Here is a 21,471-nt window from a genome sequence, read left to right as displayed (position 1 = left end):
GCGTTACCGTTCCTATTGCACCGAAAGCGCAGCGTTGTCGTTGCCGGCGCGGGCCGACTTGGCGCGGGCGGGATCGATGTGAACCGGCTCGAAGATCGCCCCGGTCGCCAGGAGGCCTGCGATGCGGTCCTCGGCCACGCCCAGCTCGCGCAGGATGGCCGAAGACTGCTCGCCCAGGTCCGGCGTCGGCCGCCGGAAGCCGGCGGGCGTGCGGGAAAAGTCGGCGTAGCTGCGCACGCCACAGACGTCGCCCAGCCGCGGGTGGCGCCAGATCTCCAGCGCCCGGTTCTCCCACAGCCAGTCGCTCTCCATGGCCTCGGCGGCGCGGAGGGCCGGCGCGGCGGCGACGCCGGCGGCCAGCAAGGCCTGCACCGCCGCGTCGCGCGGGCGGACGATCAGGGCGCGGGCGATCGCGCCGGCCAGCGGCCCATCGCGAGGCGCGGCCAGCGGAGCGTCGCCGACCTCCAGACCCAGCACCCCGGCCAGGCCCCGGGCGGCTTCAGGCGTATCGCAGACCAGGGCCAGCCAACCGTCGGCGCACTGGTAGAAGCGGTGCAGCGCCCGCGGTCCCAGGCAGTCGCGGCCGCCGAGATCGTTGGGCGGCCGTCCGGCGTAGTCGACCACCTCGGCCAACTGGAAGGTCAGGCTCTGGGCCATCAGGCTGGTGACGATCTCCTGGCCCTCGCCGGTGCGCATCCGGGCGTTCAACGCCGCCACCACGGCCATGGAGACCACGGCCGCCGTCGCCACGTCGTTCACCGGGATGGTGTGCAGGATCGGCTCGTCGTCTCCGCCCTGCCCCTGCTGCATGCCGCCCTCCGCCTGCAGCAGCGGATCGAACCCCGGCAGGGCCGCGCGCGGGCCCTTGTCGCCATAGGCGTTGATCGAGCAGGAGACGATGCGCGGATTGATGGCCTTCAGCGTCGCATAATCGATGCCCAGCCGCGCCCGCACCCCGAACCGGTAGTTGTCCAGCACCACATCGGCCTGGCGCACGACATCGTAGAACAGCTCCCGGCCCGCCGGCTGCTTCAGGTCGAGACCCAGGCCCCGCTTGCCGCGGTTGTAGGCCAGGAAGCCGCCGCCGTCGGAGCGGAACGGATCGCCCTCCACCGGTTCGATCTTGACGACATCGGCGCCGAGATTGGCCAGCACCCCGCCCGCATGGGCTCCGGCGATCACCGTGCCCAGGTCGAGGACGCGGATTCCGTCCAGGGGCGCGGCGGCCTCAGCCTCCCCGCTCGCGGCCGGCGGGGGGCGCGACGCCCAGGCGGGCGGCGCGGCGATGGGCTGGGCGAGATGGCGGATCGAGGCCGGGGTCCCGCTGAGCCGCGCGGGCGGCGCGGGGACGGCGACATCACCCAGCCTCGGATGAATGAGCGTCGTGCGCAAATCGCCATTGGCCACCGCCTCGCCGGCGAACCAGGCCTCGCGCGGCCCCACCGGCGCGCACGGCACGCCGTGGTCCTGCAGCACCTGCAGCCACTCGGTGCGCGGGCGCGCGCGGAAGAGGCTCATCAGGGTGTCGCGAGCAAGCAAGGGGTCCAGCGCCAGCTCGTCCCAGCGGTCGGCGATGCCCACCGCTTCGAAGCACTTCAGATAGAAGTTGGCGAACAGACAGCCCAGGAAGAACCACTGGCCGTCGCCGCACTGGTAGAGCCGGTAGCTGGGCGATGCGCCCAGCGGCTGGCCCCGCGGCAGGGGCGGCGCGGCCAGCACCCGCACCGGGCCGGACACCTCCGAAAGCGCGTTGAGGCCGCTCACCACCACCGCCTGGCCCTGGCCGCTGCGTTGGCGCTCCAAGAGGGCCGCGCCGATGGCCGAGGCGCCCAGCACGCCCTGCCCGTACCAGATCAGCGGCAGGACCAGATGGATCGGCTGGTCGCCGTAGGCGCCCTGCCGGAAGGCGACGCCGGAGAGCGCGCTCAGCAGGCTGTGGTGCGGCGGCAGCTGGCTCCAGGCGCCGGTGACGCCGTAGGGCGGCATCCAGGCGTGGATCAGGCCCGGCTGGTCGGCCCGCAAGCTCGTCGCATCGAGGCCCAACGCTTCGAGGCGGCCCGGCGGCTCGCTGAACAGGGCGACGTCGGCGCCGGCGATCAGCTCACGGGCGGCGGCCAGGCCGGCGGGCGTCCCAAGGTCCAGGGTCAGGACCCGCTTGTTGCGGTTGAAGGCGTGATAGCCGGGATGATCGCGGCCCCGCTCACCGCCGGTTGGCTCGACCTTGATCACTTCGGCCTCGAAGTCGCCCAGGAACATCGCCGCCATCGGGCCGGCGGTTCCCTGGCTGAAGTCGGCGATGCGGACGCCCCGATAGGCGGACACGGCATGGGCCTCCCTGCCCGGCGGCGCGCTGTTGCACATCTCGCCGCCGGCATGAAAGCCGTCTCGCCGCCGTTCGGCAAGCGCTGCTGACTACCGACCCTTGCGGACGAAGTCGGCGATCAGCTTAGCGACCTCCTTGGGGTGCTCCAGCTGCATCAGGTGGCCGGCGTCATCGACGACGATACGCCGGGAGCCGGGGATCAGGGCCTGGGCCGCGCCGGATTCCGCCTGGTTGTCGGCGATGTCGTGGTCGGCGATCAGGATCAGGGTCGGCGCCTTGATCTCCCCCATGCGGGGCAGGTCGGACGGCCAGGCCTTGATGGGATCGCGCATCTGGTGACTCAGGTCCTTCGGGCTGGCCTTCAGGATGGCCAACGCCTCCGCCTTCGCTGCGTCGTGGCCTGGCGCCATGACCCAGCCGGACCTGGCGGCGTTGTCGACCACGGCGTCGAAGTTCCCGATGATCATCGGCGCCATGATGCGGGTGATGTGATCGCGGAAGTGCTTGGTCTGCTCGAACCCGTTGAGCGCAGCGCCGGAGATCACGAGCCGGTCGATCTGTTCGGGATGCCGGATCGCATAGCTCACCGCCAAACCGCCGCCGAAGGAGAAGCCCACCAGGCTCGCATGGTCGAACTTCGCCGCGCGTATCACCGCGGCCAGGTCCTCCTGCGGCGCGTACGGCGCTTTGGCCGCCGGCGACTTGCCGTAGCCGCGCCGGTCATAGCGGACCACGCGGAAGTCCTTGCAGAGGATCGGCCACATGTCGTCGAAGCTGGCGGAGTTGATCACCCCGTCGTGGATCAGGACAATGGCCTGCGGGCCCTTCTCCGAAGCTTGGGGCCCGCAGGTCTCGTAGTAGATCTGGCCGCCGTCCACATCGACCATCTCCGCCCGCGCCGCGCCGGCCAGGGCCAGCGCCAAGCCGCAGGCAAGCGCCATCGTTCGCCCGATCATCGGTCCTCCTCCATCTGGTCAGCCTTGGGTGGGATCAGCTCGCCTGGCGGAAGGCCTCGACGCCCTCGTCCGGCACGAATTCCAGGATGTCGCCCGGCTGGCAGTCCAGCGCCCGGCAGATCGCTTCGAGCGTCGAGAAGCGCAGCCCCTTCACCTTGCCGGACTTCAGCAGCGACAGGTTGGCCTCGGTGATGCCGATGGCGCGGGCCAGCACGTTGGAGCGCACCTTGCGCCTGGCCATCATCACATCGAGGCGGATCACGATGGCCATCAGATGAATCCCTCGCGGTCCTGCTCGATCTCGTGGCCGGCCTGCATGACGAGCGCGATGACGAAGACCACGGCGCCCAGGACCGCCTCCTGCACGCTCGTCATGTGGGCCCAGGCCTTGTCGATCTCGTAGCCGGTGGCGCTGAGCGCGAGGTGGCACAACAGCGGCGCGACCGCGTCGGCGACGAGCCAGATACCCATCCACCTGATCAGACGCGCCGTGCGTTCCGTGAACACCTCGGCGTCGCCATAGAGCCGGAAAAGCCCCCGCAGGCAGCTGAACAGCCCGATCGTCGGGAAGGACCTGGCGATCCAAACGGGTGCATAGGCGAGCCGTTGGTCGAACCGCCAGTCGCGCAGCGCGAGGTAGCCGGTGGGAACCGGTCCCGTGCTGATGACGCCACCCTTCGGCCCGAACGCGATCATCGTGCCGTGGTAGAAGAACAGCACCCCGAAGCCGACCGCGGTCAGCGTTATGAAGGCGGCGAGTAGGCCCGTGAACAGCCATTCCAGACCGCGACTGGCGATGCGGATCTTGCGCACGCTGGGAGGCGCGACGGACTGCGGCGGGCTGATGTCGACGATGGACGCCATGGCGGTCTCCCTGAGGGATGGCCCTAACGTCTTGCATCAAATACTTTCTGTCAAACGATAATATTAGAGACTGCCTCGCGGAAGGCGTTCGGATCGGCCCCGGTCTCCGACGCCGCGGCGATCGCCTGGTCGGCCTGGCGGATGTCGGACAGGCCGACCACCATGGCGGCGGTCGCCGGATGCAGCAGGGGAAAGCTGAGGGCCGCATCGACGCCGCCTGGATCGCGGGCCAACTGTCCCGCGAACAGCGGGCGCATGGCGACGAACCCCTGCCCGCGCGCCCGCAACCGGTCCAGCCAGTCCGCCGCCTCCAGCTCGCCGGCGTTCAGGTAGTCGACAAGGCCGTCGACGAACGGCTCGGCCAGGACCGCGCGGCGGAAGGGCTCGCTGTAAGGGAAGACCGCGAAAGCGCCGATCCTGCCCTCCGCCTTCAGCCGTCCAGCCGCCTCGCCGATCAGGTCCCGGTCCCGCTCCAGCACCGCCAGGCGCGGTGCGTCCTCGTTGGGTGTGTGGCGCGCCATCCATTGCACCACGTCGACGCGTTCGGCCGGCAGGCCTTGCAGCAACGCCTCGACGCGCTCGCGCAGGCGTTGCGCGGAGAAGCCGTCCTCGTCGAAGTGCGGCGCGGCGAGCTTGGCGATGATCTCGATCGGCGCTGACGGCCGCGCACGGCGCAGCGCCGCCAGGGCGTCGCTGACGAACGGATGGCTGTCGTACTCCGCCGAGACATGGAAGCTGGTCACGCCGTGGTCGGACAGGTGCGTGAGCAAGGCCATCGCGCTGTCGGCGTCGAATTTCGGCGGCATGAGCCGCATGGTCCCCAGCGCCAGCGCGCTCAGCTCGACGCCGCAGCCGCCGAACGCCCGGCGCGGAACGCGCAACCTAGGCCGCCCGGGCGGTCGGCGAGAAATAGGTCTTCCACAGCAGCCGGTCGCCGCTCTGCTCGGCGGCGAAGTCGCGCCGGCCGTGCAGCACCTGGTCGTCGCGGAAGAAGACGGCGTCGCCCTCGTCCAATCGGAAGCTCTCCACCGCCCGGTCCTCGATCATCCGCTCCAGGAACTGCCGGAAGTCTTCGCGCAGGGCGTCGACCGCGGCGCCCTGGCCCGGCAGCACGCGGAAGTAGTTCCAGTTGATCTTCAGCCGGCCATCCTGCTCGAACAGGATGGTGCTGGTGTGGCCCGAGCCGGCGGCCTTGCCGAAGCGCACCGGCAAGGTGGTCAGGGCCTCATAGAGCGCCGGGGCCAACCTGCGCGCCCGCGCGCCCACGGCCGGAACGTCGACGAACAGGCTTTCACCGCCCGTCCGCGCTTGGCGCTCGAGATAGAACAGGGCGATCTCGCAGAAGTGGGCGCGCGCCACATAGGCGCCGTCGGAGTGCAGGGGCTGGCCGACCTTGTGGTGGCGGTAGGTGTCGGGCCGGTCCGGCTCGAAGCGCACATCCATCAGGCGCCCGGCGCGGGTTTCAGCTCGCCCGTCACGCTATCCTCCGCAACATCCGCGGAGACGCCGACCGCCTCGCCGACGTCGCGCCAGAACGCCAGGGCCTCGCCGCTGGGCGCGGCATTGCGCAGCCGCAGGACGTAGGTCTCCGCCAGTTCGGCGCGGACCAGGGCGCGCAGGGTTTTCCCGTCCAATCCGGAAGCGTCGACGATCCTCAGCCACGTCTTGCCAGTCATGCGCCCCTCCACGTGCGCCGCGCAGTTTGGGCAAACGTGGTTAACCAGGGCCTAAGGTGAATCGACCAGCTTCGGCGCATGCGCCAGGAAACCGTGACGATCGAGGGGCCCCGCGATTTCGAGCTCGACGAGGACCGTGCCCACGCCGTGATCTACACCGTCACTTGGCCCGACAGCCTGCCGGCGGCGGGGCTTGCGCTGGTCATCGGCGGGTGTGGCGGCGAGGCCGAAACCGCCGAAGGCAAGAGCCGCAACATCCGCGAATATATCGCGGCCAGCTGCAGCCTGGCGGCCGTGACCGTCGACTACCACTGCATCCAGACCCGCACCTGGAACGGCGGTTCGATCAACATCGACGCGTCAGAGCACTACAAGCTCATCGGCATGGCCTCCGTGGCCGGCGTGGCGGTCCAGGACGTCACCGACATCGGCGCGCTCACCCACGCGCTGGGCCAGGCCGGCCAGCGGGTCACCGCCTACGCCAAGATCAAGCCAGGCCGCGAGGAGTACCAGGATTTCGGTGTCCTCCAGGCGATGGACCACCTGGCCGTTATCGGCCACCTGAGGGAGCGCGGCGCCCCATTCGACACGACCCAGATCTTCGCGCTCGGCGGCTCGCACGGCGGTTACATCGCCCATATGATGGCCAAGATGGCCCCGGCGTCCTGGCCGGCATCGTCGACAACTCCGGCTATGTCCAGCCGCCGATCAGCTACCTCGGCATCGGGAGTCGCGCCGAATACCTGCACAACCACAATGGCGTGGTGCTGATGTGCCATGTGGACGGCGCTTGGTCGTACAACCATCGACGGGACCGGAACTTCTATGACCGCAACCGCGACCTGATCCGCGACACCGGCTATGTGCGGCATCTGCAGATCATGGCCGCCAACGCCCAGGACTCCCAGCTGGCGATCACCATGGTCAACGCCACCAACGACGAAGTGACGGCTCCGGACGAGAAGGAGCGGCAGGCGGCCCGGCTCAACGCGGCCGGCGTGCCGACCAAGCTGCAGCTGGTCCAGGCGCAGGACATCGATGGCGTGCTGTTCAGGGAGCACGCCCATTCTCTGGGGCTCTCCCTCAAGCGCCTCTTCACCCGCGACATCGTCTGGCTTCGCGAGGCAGGGGCGCGCGGCAGCAGCCGTTGGGGCGGGTCGGTCGACTATCCCTGCGTCGATACCGGCTACAGGTTCGGCCTGACCTCCGCCGCGCCCTATGTGACCGGCGAAGTCTTCGAGCTCTTCTAAGTCAGAGCCGCAGCACCGTGGTTTCCACGACCGGCCGGCGGCCCCAAATGCGCTGACTGGCCTTCTTCACGGCGCGGGAGATGGCGTTTTCGATCTCGTCGTCCAACTCACGCTGCTCGCCTCTCAAGCGGCCGAGCGCCTGTTCGGCCTCGTCGGCCAGGTCGTCGAGGATGTCGTCCAGCGAATAGTCGTCCTCCGACGGCAGGCCCATGGCGCGGACCTGCGGCCCGGAGACGATCTTGTTCTTGCCATCGAGCACGACCGAGACCGCCAGCATGCCGTTCGACGCGGCGTGGCGGCGCTCGCGCAGCGCATCGCCATTCTCCGACGTGACCATGCCGCCGTCGACGTAGAGCCGACCAGCCGGCACCTCGTCGATGATCCTGGCGCGGCCCGGAGCCAGCAGGACCATGTCGCCATTGCGCGGGGTGACCTGCTGGGGGACTTGCAGGTCGCGGGCGAAGGCGGCGTGCTCCAGGAGGTGGCGGCGCTCGCCGTGGGTCGGGACGGAGATCTCCGGCCGCGCCCAGCGGTACATCTCCGCCAGCTCGTCGCGGCAGGGGTGGCCGCTGACGTGGATACCGGGGTGATCGCGGTCGGTGTAGAGCCGCACGCCGCGGTCGGCGAGCCGGTCCTGCAGGTTGCGGATCGGGATCTCGTTGCCGGGGATCACGCGGCTGGAGAAGATGCAGGCGTCGCCGCCGCCCAGGCTGACGTGCGGATGGGTGCCCTCGGCGATCCGCGACAGGGCCGCCCGGCCCTCGCCCTGGCTGCCCGTGCAGAGGTAGAGGATCTTGTCCGGCGGGAAGCGTTTGGCCTCGTTGTCGTCGAGGAAGGGCTGCAGGCCCTGCATCAGCCCCACGGTCTTGGCCGCCGCCGACATGCGGTGCATGGAGCGGCCCGCCAGGCAGACGCGGCGCCCGGCGGCTTCGGCGGCGCGGCAGACACTGTCCATCCGCGCCACGTTGGAGGCGAAGCAGGCCACGGCCACCTTGCCCTTTAAGCCCGCGATCAGCGGCGTCAGCGCCGCGCGGACGTCGGCCTCCGAGCCCGCGTGGCCATCGACGAAGACGTTGGTGGAATCGCAGACCATGGCCAGCACGCCCTCGTCGCCGAGGCGGCGGATGGCGTCCTGGTCGGTGACCGCGCCCAGCAGCGGGTCCGGGTCGATCTTCCAGTCGCCGGTGTGCAGGATGGTCCCGAGCGGGGTGCGGATCGCCAGGCCGTTCGGCTCCGGGATCGAGTGGGTGAGCGTGATCAGCTCCAGCTCGAAAGGCCCGAGCGTGATCGCGCCGCTCAGCGCCACCTCGGTGATGTCCACCTCGTCCAGGATGCCGGCCTCACGCAGCTTCTCGCGCAGGATGAAGGCGGTGAAGGGCGTGGCGTAGACGGGCGCCTTCAGCCGCGGCCACAGCCAGGCCACCGCGCCAATGTGGTCCTCGTGGGCGTGGGTCAGCACGATGCCCAGGATGCGGTCGGCGTGCTCCTCGATGAAGCTCGGGTCCGGCAGGATGATCTCGACGCCGGGTGTGGTCTGGTCGCCGAAGGTCACGCCCAGGTCGACCACGATCCACTGCCGGTCGTGCGCCGGGCCGAAGCCGTAGAGGTTGAAGTTCATGCCGATCTCGTTCGACCCGCCGAGCGGCAGGAAGACGAGCTCGTCGCCCTTGGAGGATTTCGCCATTTAAGCCTTTGCCGTGTTCCGGCGGTAGATCTCGAGCATGCCGCGGATCGTCAGATCCGGGTCGAAGGTGTCGATCGCCGCGGTCGCCCCGTGGAAGAGCGAGGCCACGCCGCCGGTTCCGATCACCGTCATGGGTTTGCCCCACTCGGCCTTGATGCGGGTCACCAGGCCTTCGATGAGGGCGATATAGCCCCAATAAACCCCCGACTGCATGGCCGCCACCGTGTCCTTGCCGATGGCGGTGTTGCCGCGCGGCCGCTGGATGGCCACGCGGGGCAGCTTGGCGGCGGCCTGATGCAGGGCCTCCATGGAGAGGTTGATGCCGGGCGCGATGGCGCAGCCTTCCATGGCCCCGTCGGCGGCGATGACGTCGAAGGTGGTGGCCGTGCCGCTGTCGATGACGATCAGGTCGCCGGGATAGACCATGTGCGCGCCCACGGCGTTGACCAGCCGGTCGGCGCCCGCCTCGCTAGGTTTCTCGATGCGCACCTCTATCCCCAGGTCGACGTTCTCGCCGATCACCAGCGGTTCGACCTTCAGGTAGCGGCGCGCCAGGTTGCGCAGGTTGAAGATCGACTGCGGGACCACGCTGGAGATGATGCAGCCCGAGAACACCCCCAGCTGCAGCCCGGCCATGGCCAGGAGCTGCGACAGCCAGACGGCGTATTCGTCGGCCGTGCGGTTGGAGTGGGTCTCCGAGCGCCACTGGGCGATCCAGCGCTCGCCGTCATGCACGGCGAAGAGCGTGTTGGTGTTGCCCTGTTCGATGGCCAGCAGCATCCCTCAAGCTCCTCCGAAGAAGACGTCGCCGGCGGTTATCCGCTCCAGCGCCCCGTCGTCCAGCCGCAGGCGCAGGGCGCCGTCGGTATCCATGCCCTCGGCGACGCCGGCCAGGGTGCGGTTGGGCAGGCGCGCCTCGCAACGTTCGCCCAGGCCCTGGGCGCGGGCCGTCCAGCCCCGCGCGATCGGCGCGAAGCCCTGGGTCGCCCAGAGCGTGCGCCAGGCCTCAAAGCGCGTCGCCAGGACCTCCAGGGCGTCGAGCGGCCTGGGCGGCGGGCCGCCCATGTGCTCGGCGAAGGACGTGGCCGGGCGCTCGGTGTCGGTGGGCGCATGCGCCAGGTTCACGCCGATGCCCACCGCCAGCCACAGCCGTCCGTCGCCCCGCGCGCCGGACTCCACCAGGATGCCGACGGCCTTGCGGCCAAACACCAGGACGTCGTTCGGCCACTTCAGCCGCGCCGCGCCGGGCCCCAGGCAGGTGTCGGCCACGTCGCAGGCGGCGAGCGCGGCCACGAAGGACAGCTGCGCGGCCTCGGCGGCGGGGACGTCGGTGGTGGTCAGCAGCGTCGCGGCCAGGTTGCCGGTCTCGGTGGACCAGGCCCGCCCGCGGCGGCCGCGTCCGGCGGTCTGGCGTCCGGCGGCGATCCACACCGGACCGCCCTGACCGGCCTCGGCCCGGCGGCGCGCCTCGGCATTGGTGGAGTCCAGCTCGGCGTAGGCCTCGATCGGCGGGTGGCCGGTCACCTCAGCCCAGGCCGAAGGCGTGGGCCGCCTGCGCCGCGGACCCGTCGAGCCAGTGCAGCGCCACCAGCACCACGGGGAAGGTGAACAGCGCCAGGCCAATGCCGATGGTCTTCGCCTCGATGGGCGGGGTATCGGTCGCGGCCTTGGGATCGTCGAACCACATCACCTTGATCAGGCGCAGGTAGTAGAAGGCGGCCACGACCGAACCGACCAAGCCGACGACCGCGGCGACCTCGTCCAGCGGGCCGGCGTCCAGCGCCGCCTTGAAGACGTAGAACTTGCCCCAGAAGCCCGAGAACGGCGGCAGGCCGAGCGCCGACAGCGAAAAAGCGGTCATGGCCAGCGCGATGCCCGGCTGTTCCTTGAAGAGACCGGCCATGTCGTCGATCGTCTCCATGTCACGGCCCTGCCGGCGCAGGGCGGCCAGGCAGGCGAAGAAGCCGGTCACGTCGACCATGTAGAGGACCATGAAGATCAGCATGGACTGCACGCCCTCGGCGCTGCCGGCCGAGAGCCCAATGATCGCATAGCCGACGTTGGCGATGGAGGAATAGGCCCACAGGCGCTTCAGGTTCCGCTGCGCCAGGCCCGCAAAGGCGCCGACGGCGACGGAGATCAGGCCCAGCGCCACCAACACCTGCTGCCACTGGCCGACGGCCTCGCCGAACGCCTGGCCGAGCAGGCGGGCGAAGAGCACCATGGCGGCCAGCTTCGGCGCGGCGGCGAAGAAGGCCACGACCGGGGTCGGCGCGCCCTCATAGACGTCCGGGGTCCACATGTGAAACGGCGCGGCGGAGACCTTGAAGCCCAGGCCGCAGATCAGGAACACCAGGCCGAACAAGACGCCGGTGGAGGCGCCGCTGTGGACGGCCAGCGCGATGTCGCTGAACACCGTCGAGCCCGCGAAACCGTAGACCAGGCTCGCCCCGTAGAGCAGCAGGCCCGAGGAGAGCGCGCCCAGCACGAAATACTTCAGGCCGGCTTCCGAGGCCTTGGCGTTGTCGCGGTGCATAGCGGCCAGGACGTAGAGGGCGAGCGAATGCAGCTCGACGCCGACGTAGAGCGAGATCAGGTCGCCGGCCGAGACCATCATGCTCATGCCGAGCGCGGCCAGCACGATCAGCACCGGGAATTCGAAGTTGTCGACCCCGCGGCGCTGGAACCAGCGCTGGCCCAGCGGGATGGAGACGGCGCTTGAGGCCAAGATCGCCACCTGGGCGAAGGCCGAGCCCGCGTCGGAGATCAGGCCGCCGGCGAAGGCCTTGCCGAACGGGCCGGTGGCGGCCTCGAAGGCGGCGGCGGCCAGGACGAGGACGCCGCCCCAGCCCACCAGGCTGCTGGCCTTGGGCGCGAAGGCGCCGAACACCAGCAGCACCAGCGCGCCGATGCCCAGGATCAGTTCCGGATAGGCCAAGCCGAGATCGGCGGAAAAGCTCATGTCGCGGTCAGCCCCCGATGGCCGATTGATAGGCCGAGACGAGGTGGTCCACGGAGGCCTGGGTCAGGTTGAAAACGGCGCCCGGCTGCACGCCCAGCACCAGGGTGGCGGCGATCAGCGGCGCGAAGATCGCCACCTCGCGCCAGTCGAGGTCGCCGATGCCGTCCAGCTTCGGATTGGTGATCGTGCCGAACACCACGCGCCGGTAGAGGCTGAGCGCATAGACCGCCGAGAAGATCACTCCGGTGGCCGCGACGATCGCCGTCCAGGTGGAGACCCCGTAGGTCCCGGTCATGGTGAGGATCTCGCCGATGAAGCCGGAGGTGCCCGGCAGGCCGACGTTGCCCATGGTGAACAGCATGAAGGTCGCCGCGTACCAGGGCATGCGGGTCACCAGGCCGCCATAGAAGGCGATCTCGCGGGTGTGCATGCGGTCGTAGACCACGCCGACGCAGAGGAAGAGCGCCCCGGAGATCACCCCGTGGCTCAGCATCTGGAACAGCGCGCCCTGCTCGCCCACCGCATTGCCGGAGAAGATGCCCATGGTCACGAAGCCCATGTGCGCCACCGACGAATAGGCGATCAGCTTCTTGATATCGAGCTGCCGGAACGCGACCAGCGAGGTGTAGACGACCGCGATCACCGACAGCGAGAAGATCAGCGGCGTGAACATGTGCGACGCCGCCGGGAACATCGGCAGGGAAAAGCGCATGAAGCCGTAGCCGCCGAGCTTCAGCAGGATGCCGGCCAGGATCACCGAGCCCGCGGTCGGCGCCTCCACGTGGGCGTCGGGCAGCCAGGTGTGCACCGGCCACATCGGCATCTTCACCGCGAAGGACGCGAAGAAGGCCAGCCACAGCCAGGTCTGCACCGCCGGGTCGAAGTGATAGGTGAGCAGCGCCGGAATCGAGCTCGTGTGGCTGATGCCGATCATCGCCAGGATGGCGGCCAGCATCAGCACCGAGCCCAGGAGCGTGTAGAGGAAGAACTTGAAGGCCGCGTAGACCCGCCGCTGGCCTCCCCAGATGCCGATGATCAGGAACATCGGCACCAGGCTGAATTCGAAGAAGACGTAGAACAGCACGATGTCGAGGGCGCAGAAGACGCCGATCACCAGGGTTTCCAGGATCAGGAAGGCGATCATGTACTCGAGCACGCGCTTCTCGATCGACTTCCAGGAGGCGGCGATACAGAGCGGCATCAGGAAGGCGGTGAGCAGGACGAAGAGGACGGAGATGCCGTCCACGCCCATGCGGTAGTGCAGCCCGCCGAACCAGGGGGCGTCCTCGACGAACTGGAAGCCGGCCTCGTGCGGGCTGAACTGCACGACCAGCAGCACCGACAGCGCAAAGGTCGCGAGGGTTGTGACGAGCGCGATCCACTTCGAGGCCGCGACGGTCTTCGGATCGTCCGCCTTGCCGAGGAGCCGCAGCGCCAGGATGCCGGCGACGCCGAGCAGCGGGGCGTAGGTGATGAGGGAGAGGATGGGCATGGCGCGGCGCTCCCTTACGCGTTCCAGGCCCAGAGGGCGTAGGAGAGGATGGCCGCGACGCCCAACAGCATCACGAAGGCGTAGTGGTAAAGGAAGCCGCTTTGCAGGCGCCCTGCCCCCTTGCCGATCTCCATGGAGACCGCCGAGACCCCGTCCGGGCCCAGCCCGTCGATGAGCTTCTGGTCGCCGCCCTTCCAGAACAGGTCGCCAAGGAACTTGGCCGCGCGCACGAAGGTCGCGTCATAGAGCTCGTCGAAAAACCACTTGTTGTAGAAGAACAGGTAGAGCGGCCCCTTGTTGGCGGCCCACTTCGCACCCAGCCCTTCGTGCAGGATGTAGACGTAAGCCGCGACCGCCAGGCCGATCACGGCGGCGATCAGCGGCGACTGGTCGAGCCACCAGGGCGCCTCGACCTCGGCCAGGACGTGGTTGCCGGGGGCGGTGAAGATCGCGCCCTTCCAGAAGGCCAGGTGCTCGGCGCCGATGAACTTGCCCGCGAACAGGAAGCCTGCGGCGATGGCGCCGATGGCCAGCAGGATCAGCGGCAGGCGCATGGTCCAGGGGCTCTCGTGCGGCAGGACCGGGCCATGGCCACGCCCGTGGGCGTGGTCATCGTCGGCGAGCGGCTCGTCGTGGCTCTCGTCCTCGGCGTGGCTGGCGTGGTCGTCGCCATGCGCATGGTCGCGGTTGTGCCAGTGGTGCTCCAGGTCCTCCGACGTCCAGCGGGCGTGGCCGTTGAAGGTGAAGAACGCGACCCGCCAGGAATAGAAGGCGGTGAGGCCCGCCACGAACACCCCGATCACGAAGGCGAAGTAGCCCATCGGATTGCCGGCCGAACCGGCGGCGTAGGCGGCGTGGATGATCGAGTCCTTGGAGTAGAAGCCCGCGAAGCCCCACTCCAGGCCGGGAATGCCCAGGCCGGTGATGGCGATGGTGCCGATGGTCATCACCGCGAAGGTGACCGGCAGGTACTTCGCCAGATTGCCGTAGCGGCGCATGTCCTGCTCGTGCGCCATGGCGTGGATCACCGAGCCCGCGCCCAGGAACAGCAGCGCCTTGAAGAAGGCGTGGGTGAACAGATGGAACATCGAGGCCTGGTAGGCGCCGACGCCCGCGGCCATGAACATGTAGCCGAGCTGCGAACAGGTCGAATAGGCGATCACCCGCTTGATGTCGTTCTGCACCAGGCCGACGGTGGCGGCGAACAGCGCGGTGATCGCGCCGATGCCGACCACGATGTCCTTGGCCACCGGCGCGTACTCGAACATCGGCGACAAGAGGCAGACCATGTAGACGCCCGCCGTCACCATGGTGGCGGCGTGGATCAGGGCGGAGACCGGCGTCGGGCCCTCCATGGCGTCCGGCAGCCAGGTGTGCAGGAAGAACTGCGCCGACTTGCCCATGGCGCCGACGAACAGGAGCGCACAGGCCAGGTCCATCAGCCGCCAGCCCTGGCCCGCAAACATCCAGGTGTCGCCCGCATGGGCCGCGACCTTCGGGAAGATCTCGGCGAACTGGATGGAGCCCAGCGACCAGAACACCGTCATGATGCCCAGCGCGAAGCCGAAGTCGCCGACCCGGTTGACCACGAAGGCCTTGATCGCCGCGGCGTTGGCGGTGGGCTTGTGGTACCAGAAGCCGATCAGCAGATAGCTCGCCAGGCCCACGCCTTCCCAGCCGAAGAACAGCTGCATGAAGTCGGCCGCGCTGATCAGGCTCAGCATGGCGAAGGTGAACAGCGACAGGTAGGCGAAGAACCGCGGCTTCGACGGATCGTCCGCCATGTAGCCCCAGCTGTAGAGGTGCACGAGGCTGGAGACCGTGGTCACCACCACCAGCATCACCGCCGACAGGCCGTCCAGGCGGAAGGACCAGTTGGAGATGAAATTGCCCACGTGGATGAAGGGCGCATAGACGTTGGTGAAGGGCTCGAGCCCACCCCAGGTCCACTGGCTGAACACCACCCAGGACAGCACGGCCGACAGCATCAGGAAGCCGGTGGTCACCGTCTGCGAGGCGACGTTGCCGATGCGGCGGCCGAACAGGCCAGCCATGACCGCGCCCAGCAGCGGACCGTAGAGGATGATCGTGACGAGGAGCTTGGCGTCCATGCTCAGCCCTTCATCATCGAGGCGTCGTCCACGGCGATGTCGCCGCGGTTGCGGAAGAAGGTGACCAGGATCGCCAGGCCCACCGCGGCCTCGGCGGCCGCGACGGTCAGCACGAGCATGGCGAAGATCTGGCCCGTCACGTTGCCCAGGTAGGCCGAGAAGGCCACCAGGTTGATGTTCACGGCGAGCAGGATCAGCTCCACCGACATCAGGATGACGATGATGTTCTTGCGGTTCACGAAGATGCCGAAGACCCCGATGGTGAACAGGATCGCGGCGACCGCGAGGTAGTGGGCAAGCCCGATGCTCATCAGTCGATCCCTTCGCCGGGCTTGGGCGAAACCATGCGCATGCCGCTCTCGGGCGTGCGCAGCACCTGGTCCATGATCACCTGGCGCTTGACGCCCGGCTTGTGGCGCAGGGTGAGCACGATGGCGCCGATCATCGCCACCAGGAGCACCATCCCCGCCGCCTGGAAGAGGTAGACGTAGTCGGTGTAGAGCACCCCGCCGATCGCCTCGGCGTTGGTGACGCCGGGACCGGACGACCCCGAGGCCATCGGCGCCTCCGAAAGCCGCGCCGCGCCGTGCGTGGCCACAGTGGTGGAGACCACCACCATCTCGATGGCGAGGCCGCCTGCGATCAGTCCGCCCAGCGGCATGTAGCGGGCGAAGCCCTGCCGCAGCTCGGCGAAGTCCACGTCCAGCATCATGACGACGAACAGGAACAGCACCGCCACGGCGCCCACGTAGACGACCACCAGCAGCATGGCGAGGAACTCCGCCCCCAGGAGCACGAACAGCCCCGCCGCCGAGAAGAAGCTCGCGATCAGGAACAGCACCGAGTGCACGGGGTTGCGTGACGAGACCACGGCGATCGCGCTGGCGATCGTCGCGGCGGCCATCAGGTAAAATGCGATCGCCTGCAGGGCCATCGGCTGGTGCTAGCTCCCGTCCAAAACGCCTAGGGATTCGCTCTTCGGAAAGACCCCGCGGGGGTCTTAGCGATAGGGCGCGTCCAGTTCCAGATTCTTCGCGATCTCGCGTTCCCAGCGGTCGCCGTTATCCAGCAGCTTCTGCTTGTCGTAGTAGAGTTCCTCGCGCGTCTCGACCGCGAATTCGATGTTCGGCCCCTCGACGATGGCGTCCACCGGGCAGGCCTCCTGGCACAGGCCGCAGTAGATGCACTTCACCATGTCGATGTCGTAACGGGTGGTGCGCCGGCTGCCGTCGTCGCGCGGTTCGGCCTCGATGGTGATCGCCTGGGCGGGGCAGATCGCCTCGCACAGCTTGCACGCGATGCAGCGCTCCTCGCCGTTGGGATAGCGGCGCAGCGCGTGCTCCCCGCGGAAGCGCGGGCTCTGCGGGTTGCGCTCGTGGGGGTACATGACGGTGGCCTTGGGCCGGGACATGTACTTGAGGCCAAGGCCGATGGCGCCGGCGAAGTCCATCAACGCCGCGCCCTTCATCGCCTGGCCGATCCGGTTGAACATCAGGTCCCCTTGCAGGTGTAGTCTTGCATGTACTGAGCATCGCCCCCGTCCTTGAGGACGAGCTTGCCGCCCTGGGCGGTGCAGGCCTCCTGCGCGCGCTTCAGCGAATCGTAGTCGGCCGTGCCCGAGACGTTGTTGCCGGTCTGCTCGCAGGCGGCCAGGCCGAGCGCCAGGGCGACGGCCAGGAGGGGCAGGACGCGCCTCATCCCGCCACCGTCGGGAAATAGACCCGCCAGCCGGCCACCACGGCCACGGCCACCAGCGAGGTCGGCAGGAACACCTTCCAGCCCAGCCGCATCAGCTGGTCGTAGCGGTAGCGCGGCACGACGGAGCGGACCATGGCGTTCATGAAGAAGACGAAGAAGGTCTTCACCGCCAGCCAGAAGAGGCCGATCAGGCTGAGCACCGTGCCCGGCCAGGTCGCCGTGAAGGCCGGCATCGGGAACGGCGATTGCCAGCCGCCCAGGAACAGCACGGCCAGGAGGCCGCTCATCAGGATGATGTTCGAGGTTTCGGCCAGATAGAACAGCATGTAGGGCGTCGAGCCGTATTCGATGGCATAGCCCGCCACGAGCTCGCTCTCGGCCTCCGGCAGGTCGAAGGGCGGCCGGTTGGTCTCGGCCAGGCCAGAGATGAAGAAGATCACGCACATCGGGATCATCACCAGGGCCAGCGGCAGGTTGTGCAGGCCCGCCCCGCCCAGGATGTTCCAGTTCCAGAAGCCGCCCCCTTGCATCTCGGTGATGCGGGTCAGGTTGAGGGTGCCGGACAACAGGATGACCGTGATGATCACGAAGCCGATGGAGACCTCGTAGCTCACCATCTGCGCCGCCGAGCGCAGGGCGCCCAGGAAGGGATACTTCGAGTTCGACGCCCAGCCGCCCATGATGATGCCGTAGACGCCCATGGACGAGACGGCGAACAGGTAGAGTATCCCGACGTTGATGTTGGAGATCACCCAGCCCGGCGCGAGCGGGATCGCCGCCCAGGAGCCGAGCGCCAGGGTCACGCTGATCAGGGGCGCCAGCAGGAAGACGAACTTGTCGGCGCCCGCCGGGACCACCAGCTCCTTGATCAGGAACTTGCCCAGGTCGGCGAAGGACTGCAGCAGGCCGAACGGGCCCACCACATTGGGGCCTTTGCGCATCTGGACGCCGGCGAAGATCTTGCGGTCGGCGTAGATCAGGAAGGCCACGGTGAGCAGCAGCACGACCGTCACCAGCAGGATCTGGCCCACGGTCAGCAGCGTCCAGATCACCGGATTGTCGGACGAGATGGCGGCGTGAACGGGCATGGCTACTCCGCCGCGATCTTGGCCGCGCCAGCCGCCTGAGCGGCGCATTCGGCCATGGTCACGCTGGCGCGCGCGACGGGGTTGGTGAGGTAGAAGTTGGCCACCGGGCTGGCGAACGGCGCGTCGGAGAGCTCGCCCTTCCCGCCGAGCGCCGCGAGATCGAGGCCGGCAGCGGCTTCAGGGCCGTCCACGTGGTCGATGCGGCCGAAGCTCGGGTGGTCGGCGAACAGCTTGGCGCGCAGCTGGTCCAGGTTGTCGTAGGGCAGCTTGGCGCCCAGGCGCTCGGACAGCGCCCGCAGGATCGACCAATCCTCCTTGGCCTCGCCCTTCGGGAAGACGGCGCGGAAGCCGCGCTGCACCCGGCCCTCGGTGTTGACGTAGAGGGCGTCCTTCTCGGTATAGGCCGCGCCCGGCAGGATCACGTCGGCCTTGTGCGCCCCGCGGTCGCCGTGCGTGCCCAGGTAGACGGTGAAGGCCTTCGAGGCCGAGGTGTCGATCTCGTCGGCGCCCAGCAGGAAGAGCACATCCGCCCCGCCCTTGGCCACGAGTTCGCCGGCGGTCTTGCCGCCCGCGCCGGGGATGAAGCCGAGGTCGAGGCCGCCGACGCGGGACGCGGCGCTGTGCAGCACGTTCCAGCTCATGCCGAAGGTCTTGGCCACCGCCCCCGCCGCCTTGAGCACCGCGTCGCTGTCGGGCCGGGTGAGCGCGCCCGCGCCCACGATGATCGCGGCCGACTTCGCGCCGCGGAGGGCGTGGACGAAGTCGTTGCGCGCCTTGCCGAGGCCGGCGAGCGTCTGCGGCCCGGCGCCCAGGTATTCATAGGGGTAGGTCAGGTCGGTCTGCTCGCCGATCACGCCCACCTTCAGCGCGCCGGCCAGCCAGCGCTTGCGCAGCCGCGCGTTCAGCACCGGGGCTTCCAGGCGCAGGTTCGCGCCGACCACCAGCACCACGTCGGCGTGCTCGATCCCGGCGATGGTCGAGTTGAACAGCCAGCTCTGGCGCGGGCCCGCGCCCAACTGCATGCCGTCCTGCCGGCAGTCGGTCGACGGCACGCCGAGCGACCGGAACAGGTCGAGCGCGGCCTTCATGGATTCCGCGTCCTGCAGGTCGCCGGCGATGACGCCGACGCGGTCCGGCGGGGTGGCCTTCAGCTTCGCGGCCACCGTATCGAGCGCCTCGCTCCAGGTCGCCGCGCGCAGCTTGCCGCCCTCGCGGATGAACGGCCGGTCCAGGCGCTGGCGGGCCAGACCGTCGACGGCGTAGCGGGTCTTGTCGGAGATCCACTCCTCGTTGATGTCCTCGTTGACCCGGGGCAGCACCCGCAGCACCGCGGCGCCGCGCGCATCCACCCGGATCGCCGAGCCGAGTGCGTCCATCACGTCGACGCTCTCGGTCTTCTTCAGTTCCCAGGGCCGGGCGTTGAAGGCGTAGGGCTTGGAGGTCAGCGCGCCCACCGGGCACAGGTCGATGATGTTGGCCGACAGCTCCGAGGTCACGGCCTTGTCGAGATAGGTCGTGATTTCAACGTCTTCGCCGCGAGAGATCAGACCGATCTCCGGCACGCCGGCCACTTCGGTGATGAAGCGGACGCAGCGCGTGCACTGGATGCACCGGGTCATCACCGTCTTGATCAGCGGACCCATGAACTTCTCTTCGACGGCCCGCTTGTTGTCGGCGTAGCGGCTGTCGTCGCGGCCATAGCCCATGGCCTGGTCCTGCAGGTCGCACTCGCCGCCCTGGTCGCAGATCGGGCAGTCCAGAGGGTGGTTGATGAGCAGGAACTCCATCACCCCGTGACGGGCCTTCTTCACCATCGGCGTGTCGGTGAAGATCTCCATGTTCTCGGCGGCCGGCAGCGCGCAGGAGGCCTGCGGCTTCGGCGGCCCGGGTTTCACCTCGACCAGGCACATGCGGCAGTTGCCGGCGATGGAGAGGCGTTCGTGGTAGCAGAAGCGCGGGATCTCCTTGCCGGCCAGTTCGGCGACCTGCAGGACGTTCATCCCGGGCTCGAACTCGGTCTCGACGCCGTCGACCTTGCAAATCGGCATGCGCCCTACTCCGCCGCGATGGACGCGCCGGCGTAGGAGCCTTTGCGCGCGCGATAGGTGTTGATGCGGTCCTCCACCTCGTGGCGGAAGTGGCGGAAGAGGCCCTGGATCGGCCAGGCCGCCGCGTCGCCGAGGCCGCAGATGGTGTGGCCCTCGACCTGGCTGGCGACGTCGAGCAAGAGGTCGATCTCGGCCATCTCGGCCTCGCCGGTGACCATCCGCTCCATCACCCGCCACATCCAGCCGGTGCCTTCGCGGCAGGGCGTGCACTGGCCGCAGCTCTCGTGCTTGTAGAAATAGGCCGCCCGGGCGATCGCCTTCACGAGGTCCGCGTCCTTGTCGAAGACGATCATGGTGCCGGTGCCGAGGCCGGAGCCGCGGGCCTGCAGGTCCTCGTAGGTCATGATGGCTTCGTCGCACTGGTCGGCCGGGATCATCCGCACCGAGATGCCGCCGGGGATCACCGCCTTCAAGTTGGACCAGCCGCCCCGCACGCCGCCGAAGTGGTCCTCGATCAGCTGCTTCACCGAGATGCCCACCGCATCCTCGACCACGCAGGGCTTGTTCAGGTGGCCGGAGCCCGCGAACAGCTTGGTGCCGGTGGACTTCTCGGTGCCGAAGCCCGCGAACCAGGCCGCGCCGCGGCGCAGGATGGCGCCGACGACGGCGATGGTCTCGACGTTGTTGACCGTGGTCGGGCAGCCGTAGATGCCGGCGCCGGCCGGGAACGGCGGCTTCAGCCGTGGCTGGCCCTTCTTGCCCTCGAAGCTCTCCATCAGCGCGGTCTCGTCGCCGCAGATGTAGGCCCCGCCGCCGTGCGTCACGCGCACGTCGCAGTCCCAGCCGTGGATGTTGCCCACGCCGATCAGCTTGGCGTCGTAGGCCTGCTTGATGGCCGCCAGCAGCCGCTCGCGTTCGTGGACGTATTCGCCGCGCACGTAGATGTAGGCGGTGTGGGCGCGCATGGCCTTGCAGGCGATCAGGCAGCCCTCGATCAAGAGGTGCGGGTCGTTGCGCAGGATCTCGCGGTCCTTGCAGGCGCCCGGCTCGCTCTCGTCGGCGTTGACCAGCAGGTAGTGCGGCCGCTCGCTCTCCTGCTTGGGCATGAAGGTCCACTTCAGACCCGTGGCGAAGCCCGCCCCGCCGCGGCCGCGCAGGCCCGAGGCCTTCATCTGGTCGCAGATCCACTCCGGCGTCTGGGCCACGATGTCGCCCGTGCCGTTCCAGCAGCCGCGCGCCTTCGCTCCCTCCAGGCCCCAGTCATGGACGCCATAGATGTTGAGGAAGATGCGGTCCTTGTCGGCCAGGATGCCAACCAC

The 21,471-nt window shown here is 68.8% G+C and carries 20 protein-coding genes and 1 pseudogene; 1 reads left to right on the top strand and 20 read right to left on the bottom strand.

The features are described from left to right. Nucleotides 1–12: 12 nt before the first annotated feature. From E8A49_RS15780 to E8A49_RS15750, 7 genes are all read right to left on the bottom strand, one after another. The gene (locus tag E8A49_RS15780; RefSeq protein ID WP_293383387.1) at nucleotides 13–2,322 is read right to left on the bottom strand and encodes a CoA transferase; all 2,310 of its coding nucleotides are present in this window, start codon (nucleotides 2,320–2,322) and stop codon (nucleotides 13–15) included. Between the two features lie 90 nt (nucleotides 2,323–2,412). Continuing rightward, entirely contained in the window at nucleotides 2,413–3,279 is an 867-nt protein-coding gene (locus tag E8A49_RS15775) for an alpha/beta hydrolase (RefSeq protein WP_293383384.1), read from the bottom strand. A gap of 34 nt (nucleotides 3,280–3,313) precedes the next feature. Next, entirely contained in the window at nucleotides 3,314–3,550 is a 237-nt protein-coding gene (locus E8A49_RS15770) for a helix-turn-helix transcriptional regulator (RefSeq protein ID WP_293383382.1), read from the bottom strand. After that, a complete protein-coding gene (locus E8A49_RS15765) occupies nucleotides 3,550–4,143 on the bottom strand; it encodes a DUF2975 domain-containing protein (RefSeq protein WP_293383379.1) in 594 nt (197 codons plus the stop codon). The genes E8A49_RS15770 and E8A49_RS15765 overlap by 1 nt, the downstream gene beginning before the upstream one ends. A gap of 50 nt (nucleotides 4,144–4,193) precedes the next feature. Continuing rightward, entirely contained in the window at nucleotides 4,194–5,024 is an 831-nt protein-coding gene (locus E8A49_RS15760) for an aldo/keto reductase (RefSeq protein WP_293383376.1), read from the bottom strand. A 1-nt stretch (nucleotide 5,025) separates the two neighbouring features. After that, nucleotides 5,026–5,586: a TauD/TfdA family dioxygenase gene (locus tag E8A49_RS15755; RefSeq protein WP_293383373.1), complete on the bottom strand. Its 561-nt coding sequence runs from the start codon at nucleotides 5,584–5,586 to the stop codon at nucleotides 5,026–5,028. Beyond that, nucleotides 5,586–5,819, bottom strand: a complete 234-nt coding sequence (locus E8A49_RS15750; protein WP_293383370.1) for a hypothetical protein — start codon at nucleotides 5,817–5,819, stop codon at nucleotides 5,586–5,588. The genes E8A49_RS15755 and E8A49_RS15750 overlap by 1 nt, the downstream gene beginning before the upstream one ends. A 78-nt stretch (nucleotides 5,820–5,897) precedes the next feature. Here E8A49_RS15750 and E8A49_RS23210 point away from each other — a divergent pair. Next, nucleotides 5,898–7,069 (top strand): annotated as a pseudogene (locus E8A49_RS23210) (DUF2920 family protein). Between the two features lies 1 nt (nucleotide 7,070). Here the strand turns inward: E8A49_RS23210 and E8A49_RS15735 are convergent. The 13 genes from E8A49_RS15735 to nuoF form a co-directional block, all read right to left on the bottom strand. Next, complete coding sequence (locus tag E8A49_RS15735) at nucleotides 7,071–8,753, bottom strand: ribonuclease J (protein ID WP_293383364.1); 1,683 nt, start codon at nucleotides 8,751–8,753, stop codon at nucleotides 7,071–7,073. After that, nucleotides 8,754–9,533, bottom strand: coding sequence for a type III pantothenate kinase (locus E8A49_RS15730; RefSeq protein WP_293383361.1), 780 nt, complete (start codon nucleotides 9,531–9,533; stop codon nucleotides 8,754–8,756). It lies immediately after the preceding gene. 3 nt (nucleotides 9,534–9,536) lie between these two features. Next, nucleotides 9,537–10,277, bottom strand: coding sequence for a biotin--[acetyl-CoA-carboxylase] ligase (locus tag E8A49_RS15725; RefSeq protein WP_293383358.1), 741 nt, complete (start codon nucleotides 10,275–10,277; stop codon nucleotides 9,537–9,539). Between the two features lies 1 nt (nucleotide 10,278). After that, nucleotides 10,279–11,715 carry an NADH-quinone oxidoreductase subunit NuoN gene (nuoN, locus tag E8A49_RS15720; RefSeq protein ID WP_293383355.1) on the bottom strand — a complete coding sequence of 479 codons (1,437 nt, stop codon included), beginning with the start codon at nucleotides 11,713–11,715 and terminating at the stop codon, nucleotides 10,279–10,281. 7 nt (nucleotides 11,716–11,722) lie between these two features. Then, nucleotides 11,723–13,207, bottom strand: a complete 1,485-nt coding sequence (locus tag E8A49_RS15715; protein WP_293383351.1) for an NADH-quinone oxidoreductase subunit M — start codon at nucleotides 13,205–13,207, stop codon at nucleotides 11,723–11,725. Between the two features lie 14 nt (nucleotides 13,208–13,221). Then, nucleotides 13,222–15,318 (bottom strand): NADH-quinone oxidoreductase subunit L, encoded by a 2,097-nt coding sequence (nuoL, locus tag E8A49_RS15710; RefSeq protein WP_293383348.1) that lies wholly within the window; start codon nucleotides 15,316–15,318, stop codon nucleotides 13,222–13,224. Between the two features lie 2 nt (nucleotides 15,319–15,320). Beyond that, nucleotides 15,321–15,629: an NADH-quinone oxidoreductase subunit NuoK gene (gene nuoK, locus E8A49_RS15705; RefSeq protein ID WP_293383345.1), complete on the bottom strand. Its 309-nt coding sequence runs from the start codon at nucleotides 15,627–15,629 to the stop codon at nucleotides 15,321–15,323. Continuing rightward, nucleotides 15,629–16,252 carry an NADH-quinone oxidoreductase subunit J gene (locus E8A49_RS15700; protein WP_293383342.1) on the bottom strand — a complete coding sequence of 208 codons (624 nt, stop codon included), beginning with the start codon at nucleotides 16,250–16,252 and terminating at the stop codon, nucleotides 15,629–15,631. Before E8A49_RS15700 ends, nuoK begins: the two co-directional genes overlap by 1 nt. Nucleotides 16,253–16,318: 66 nt before the next feature. After that, nucleotides 16,319–16,810 carry an NADH-quinone oxidoreductase subunit NuoI gene (gene nuoI / locus E8A49_RS15695; RefSeq protein WP_293383339.1) on the bottom strand — a complete coding sequence of 164 codons (492 nt, stop codon included), beginning with the start codon at nucleotides 16,808–16,810 and terminating at the stop codon, nucleotides 16,319–16,321. Beyond that, a complete protein-coding gene (locus E8A49_RS15690; protein WP_293383336.1) occupies nucleotides 16,810–17,016 on the bottom strand; it encodes a hypothetical protein in 207 nt (68 codons plus the stop codon). Before E8A49_RS15690 ends, nuoI begins: the two co-directional genes overlap by 1 nt. Then, nucleotides 17,013–18,104, bottom strand: coding sequence for an NADH-quinone oxidoreductase subunit NuoH (gene nuoH, locus E8A49_RS15685; RefSeq protein WP_293383333.1), 1,092 nt, complete (start codon nucleotides 18,102–18,104; stop codon nucleotides 17,013–17,015). The genes E8A49_RS15690 and nuoH overlap by 4 nt, the downstream gene beginning before the upstream one ends. Before the next feature lie 2 nt (nucleotides 18,105–18,106). Next, nucleotides 18,107–20,152, bottom strand: a complete 2,046-nt coding sequence (gene nuoG / locus E8A49_RS15680; RefSeq protein WP_293383330.1) for an NADH-quinone oxidoreductase subunit NuoG — start codon at nucleotides 20,150–20,152, stop codon at nucleotides 18,107–18,109. Nucleotides 20,153–20,157: 5 nt separating this feature from the next. Continuing rightward, complete coding sequence (nuoF, locus tag E8A49_RS15675; RefSeq protein ID WP_293383327.1) at nucleotides 20,158–21,471, bottom strand: NADH-quinone oxidoreductase subunit NuoF; 1,314 nt, start codon at nucleotides 21,469–21,471, stop codon at nucleotides 20,158–20,160.

It is taken from the genome of Phenylobacterium sp., assembly GCF_004799515.1.
Lineage (GTDB): Bacteria > Pseudomonadota > Alphaproteobacteria > Caulobacterales > Caulobacteraceae > Phenylobacterium.
This window is presented reverse-complemented; position numbering and strand designations above follow the sequence as displayed.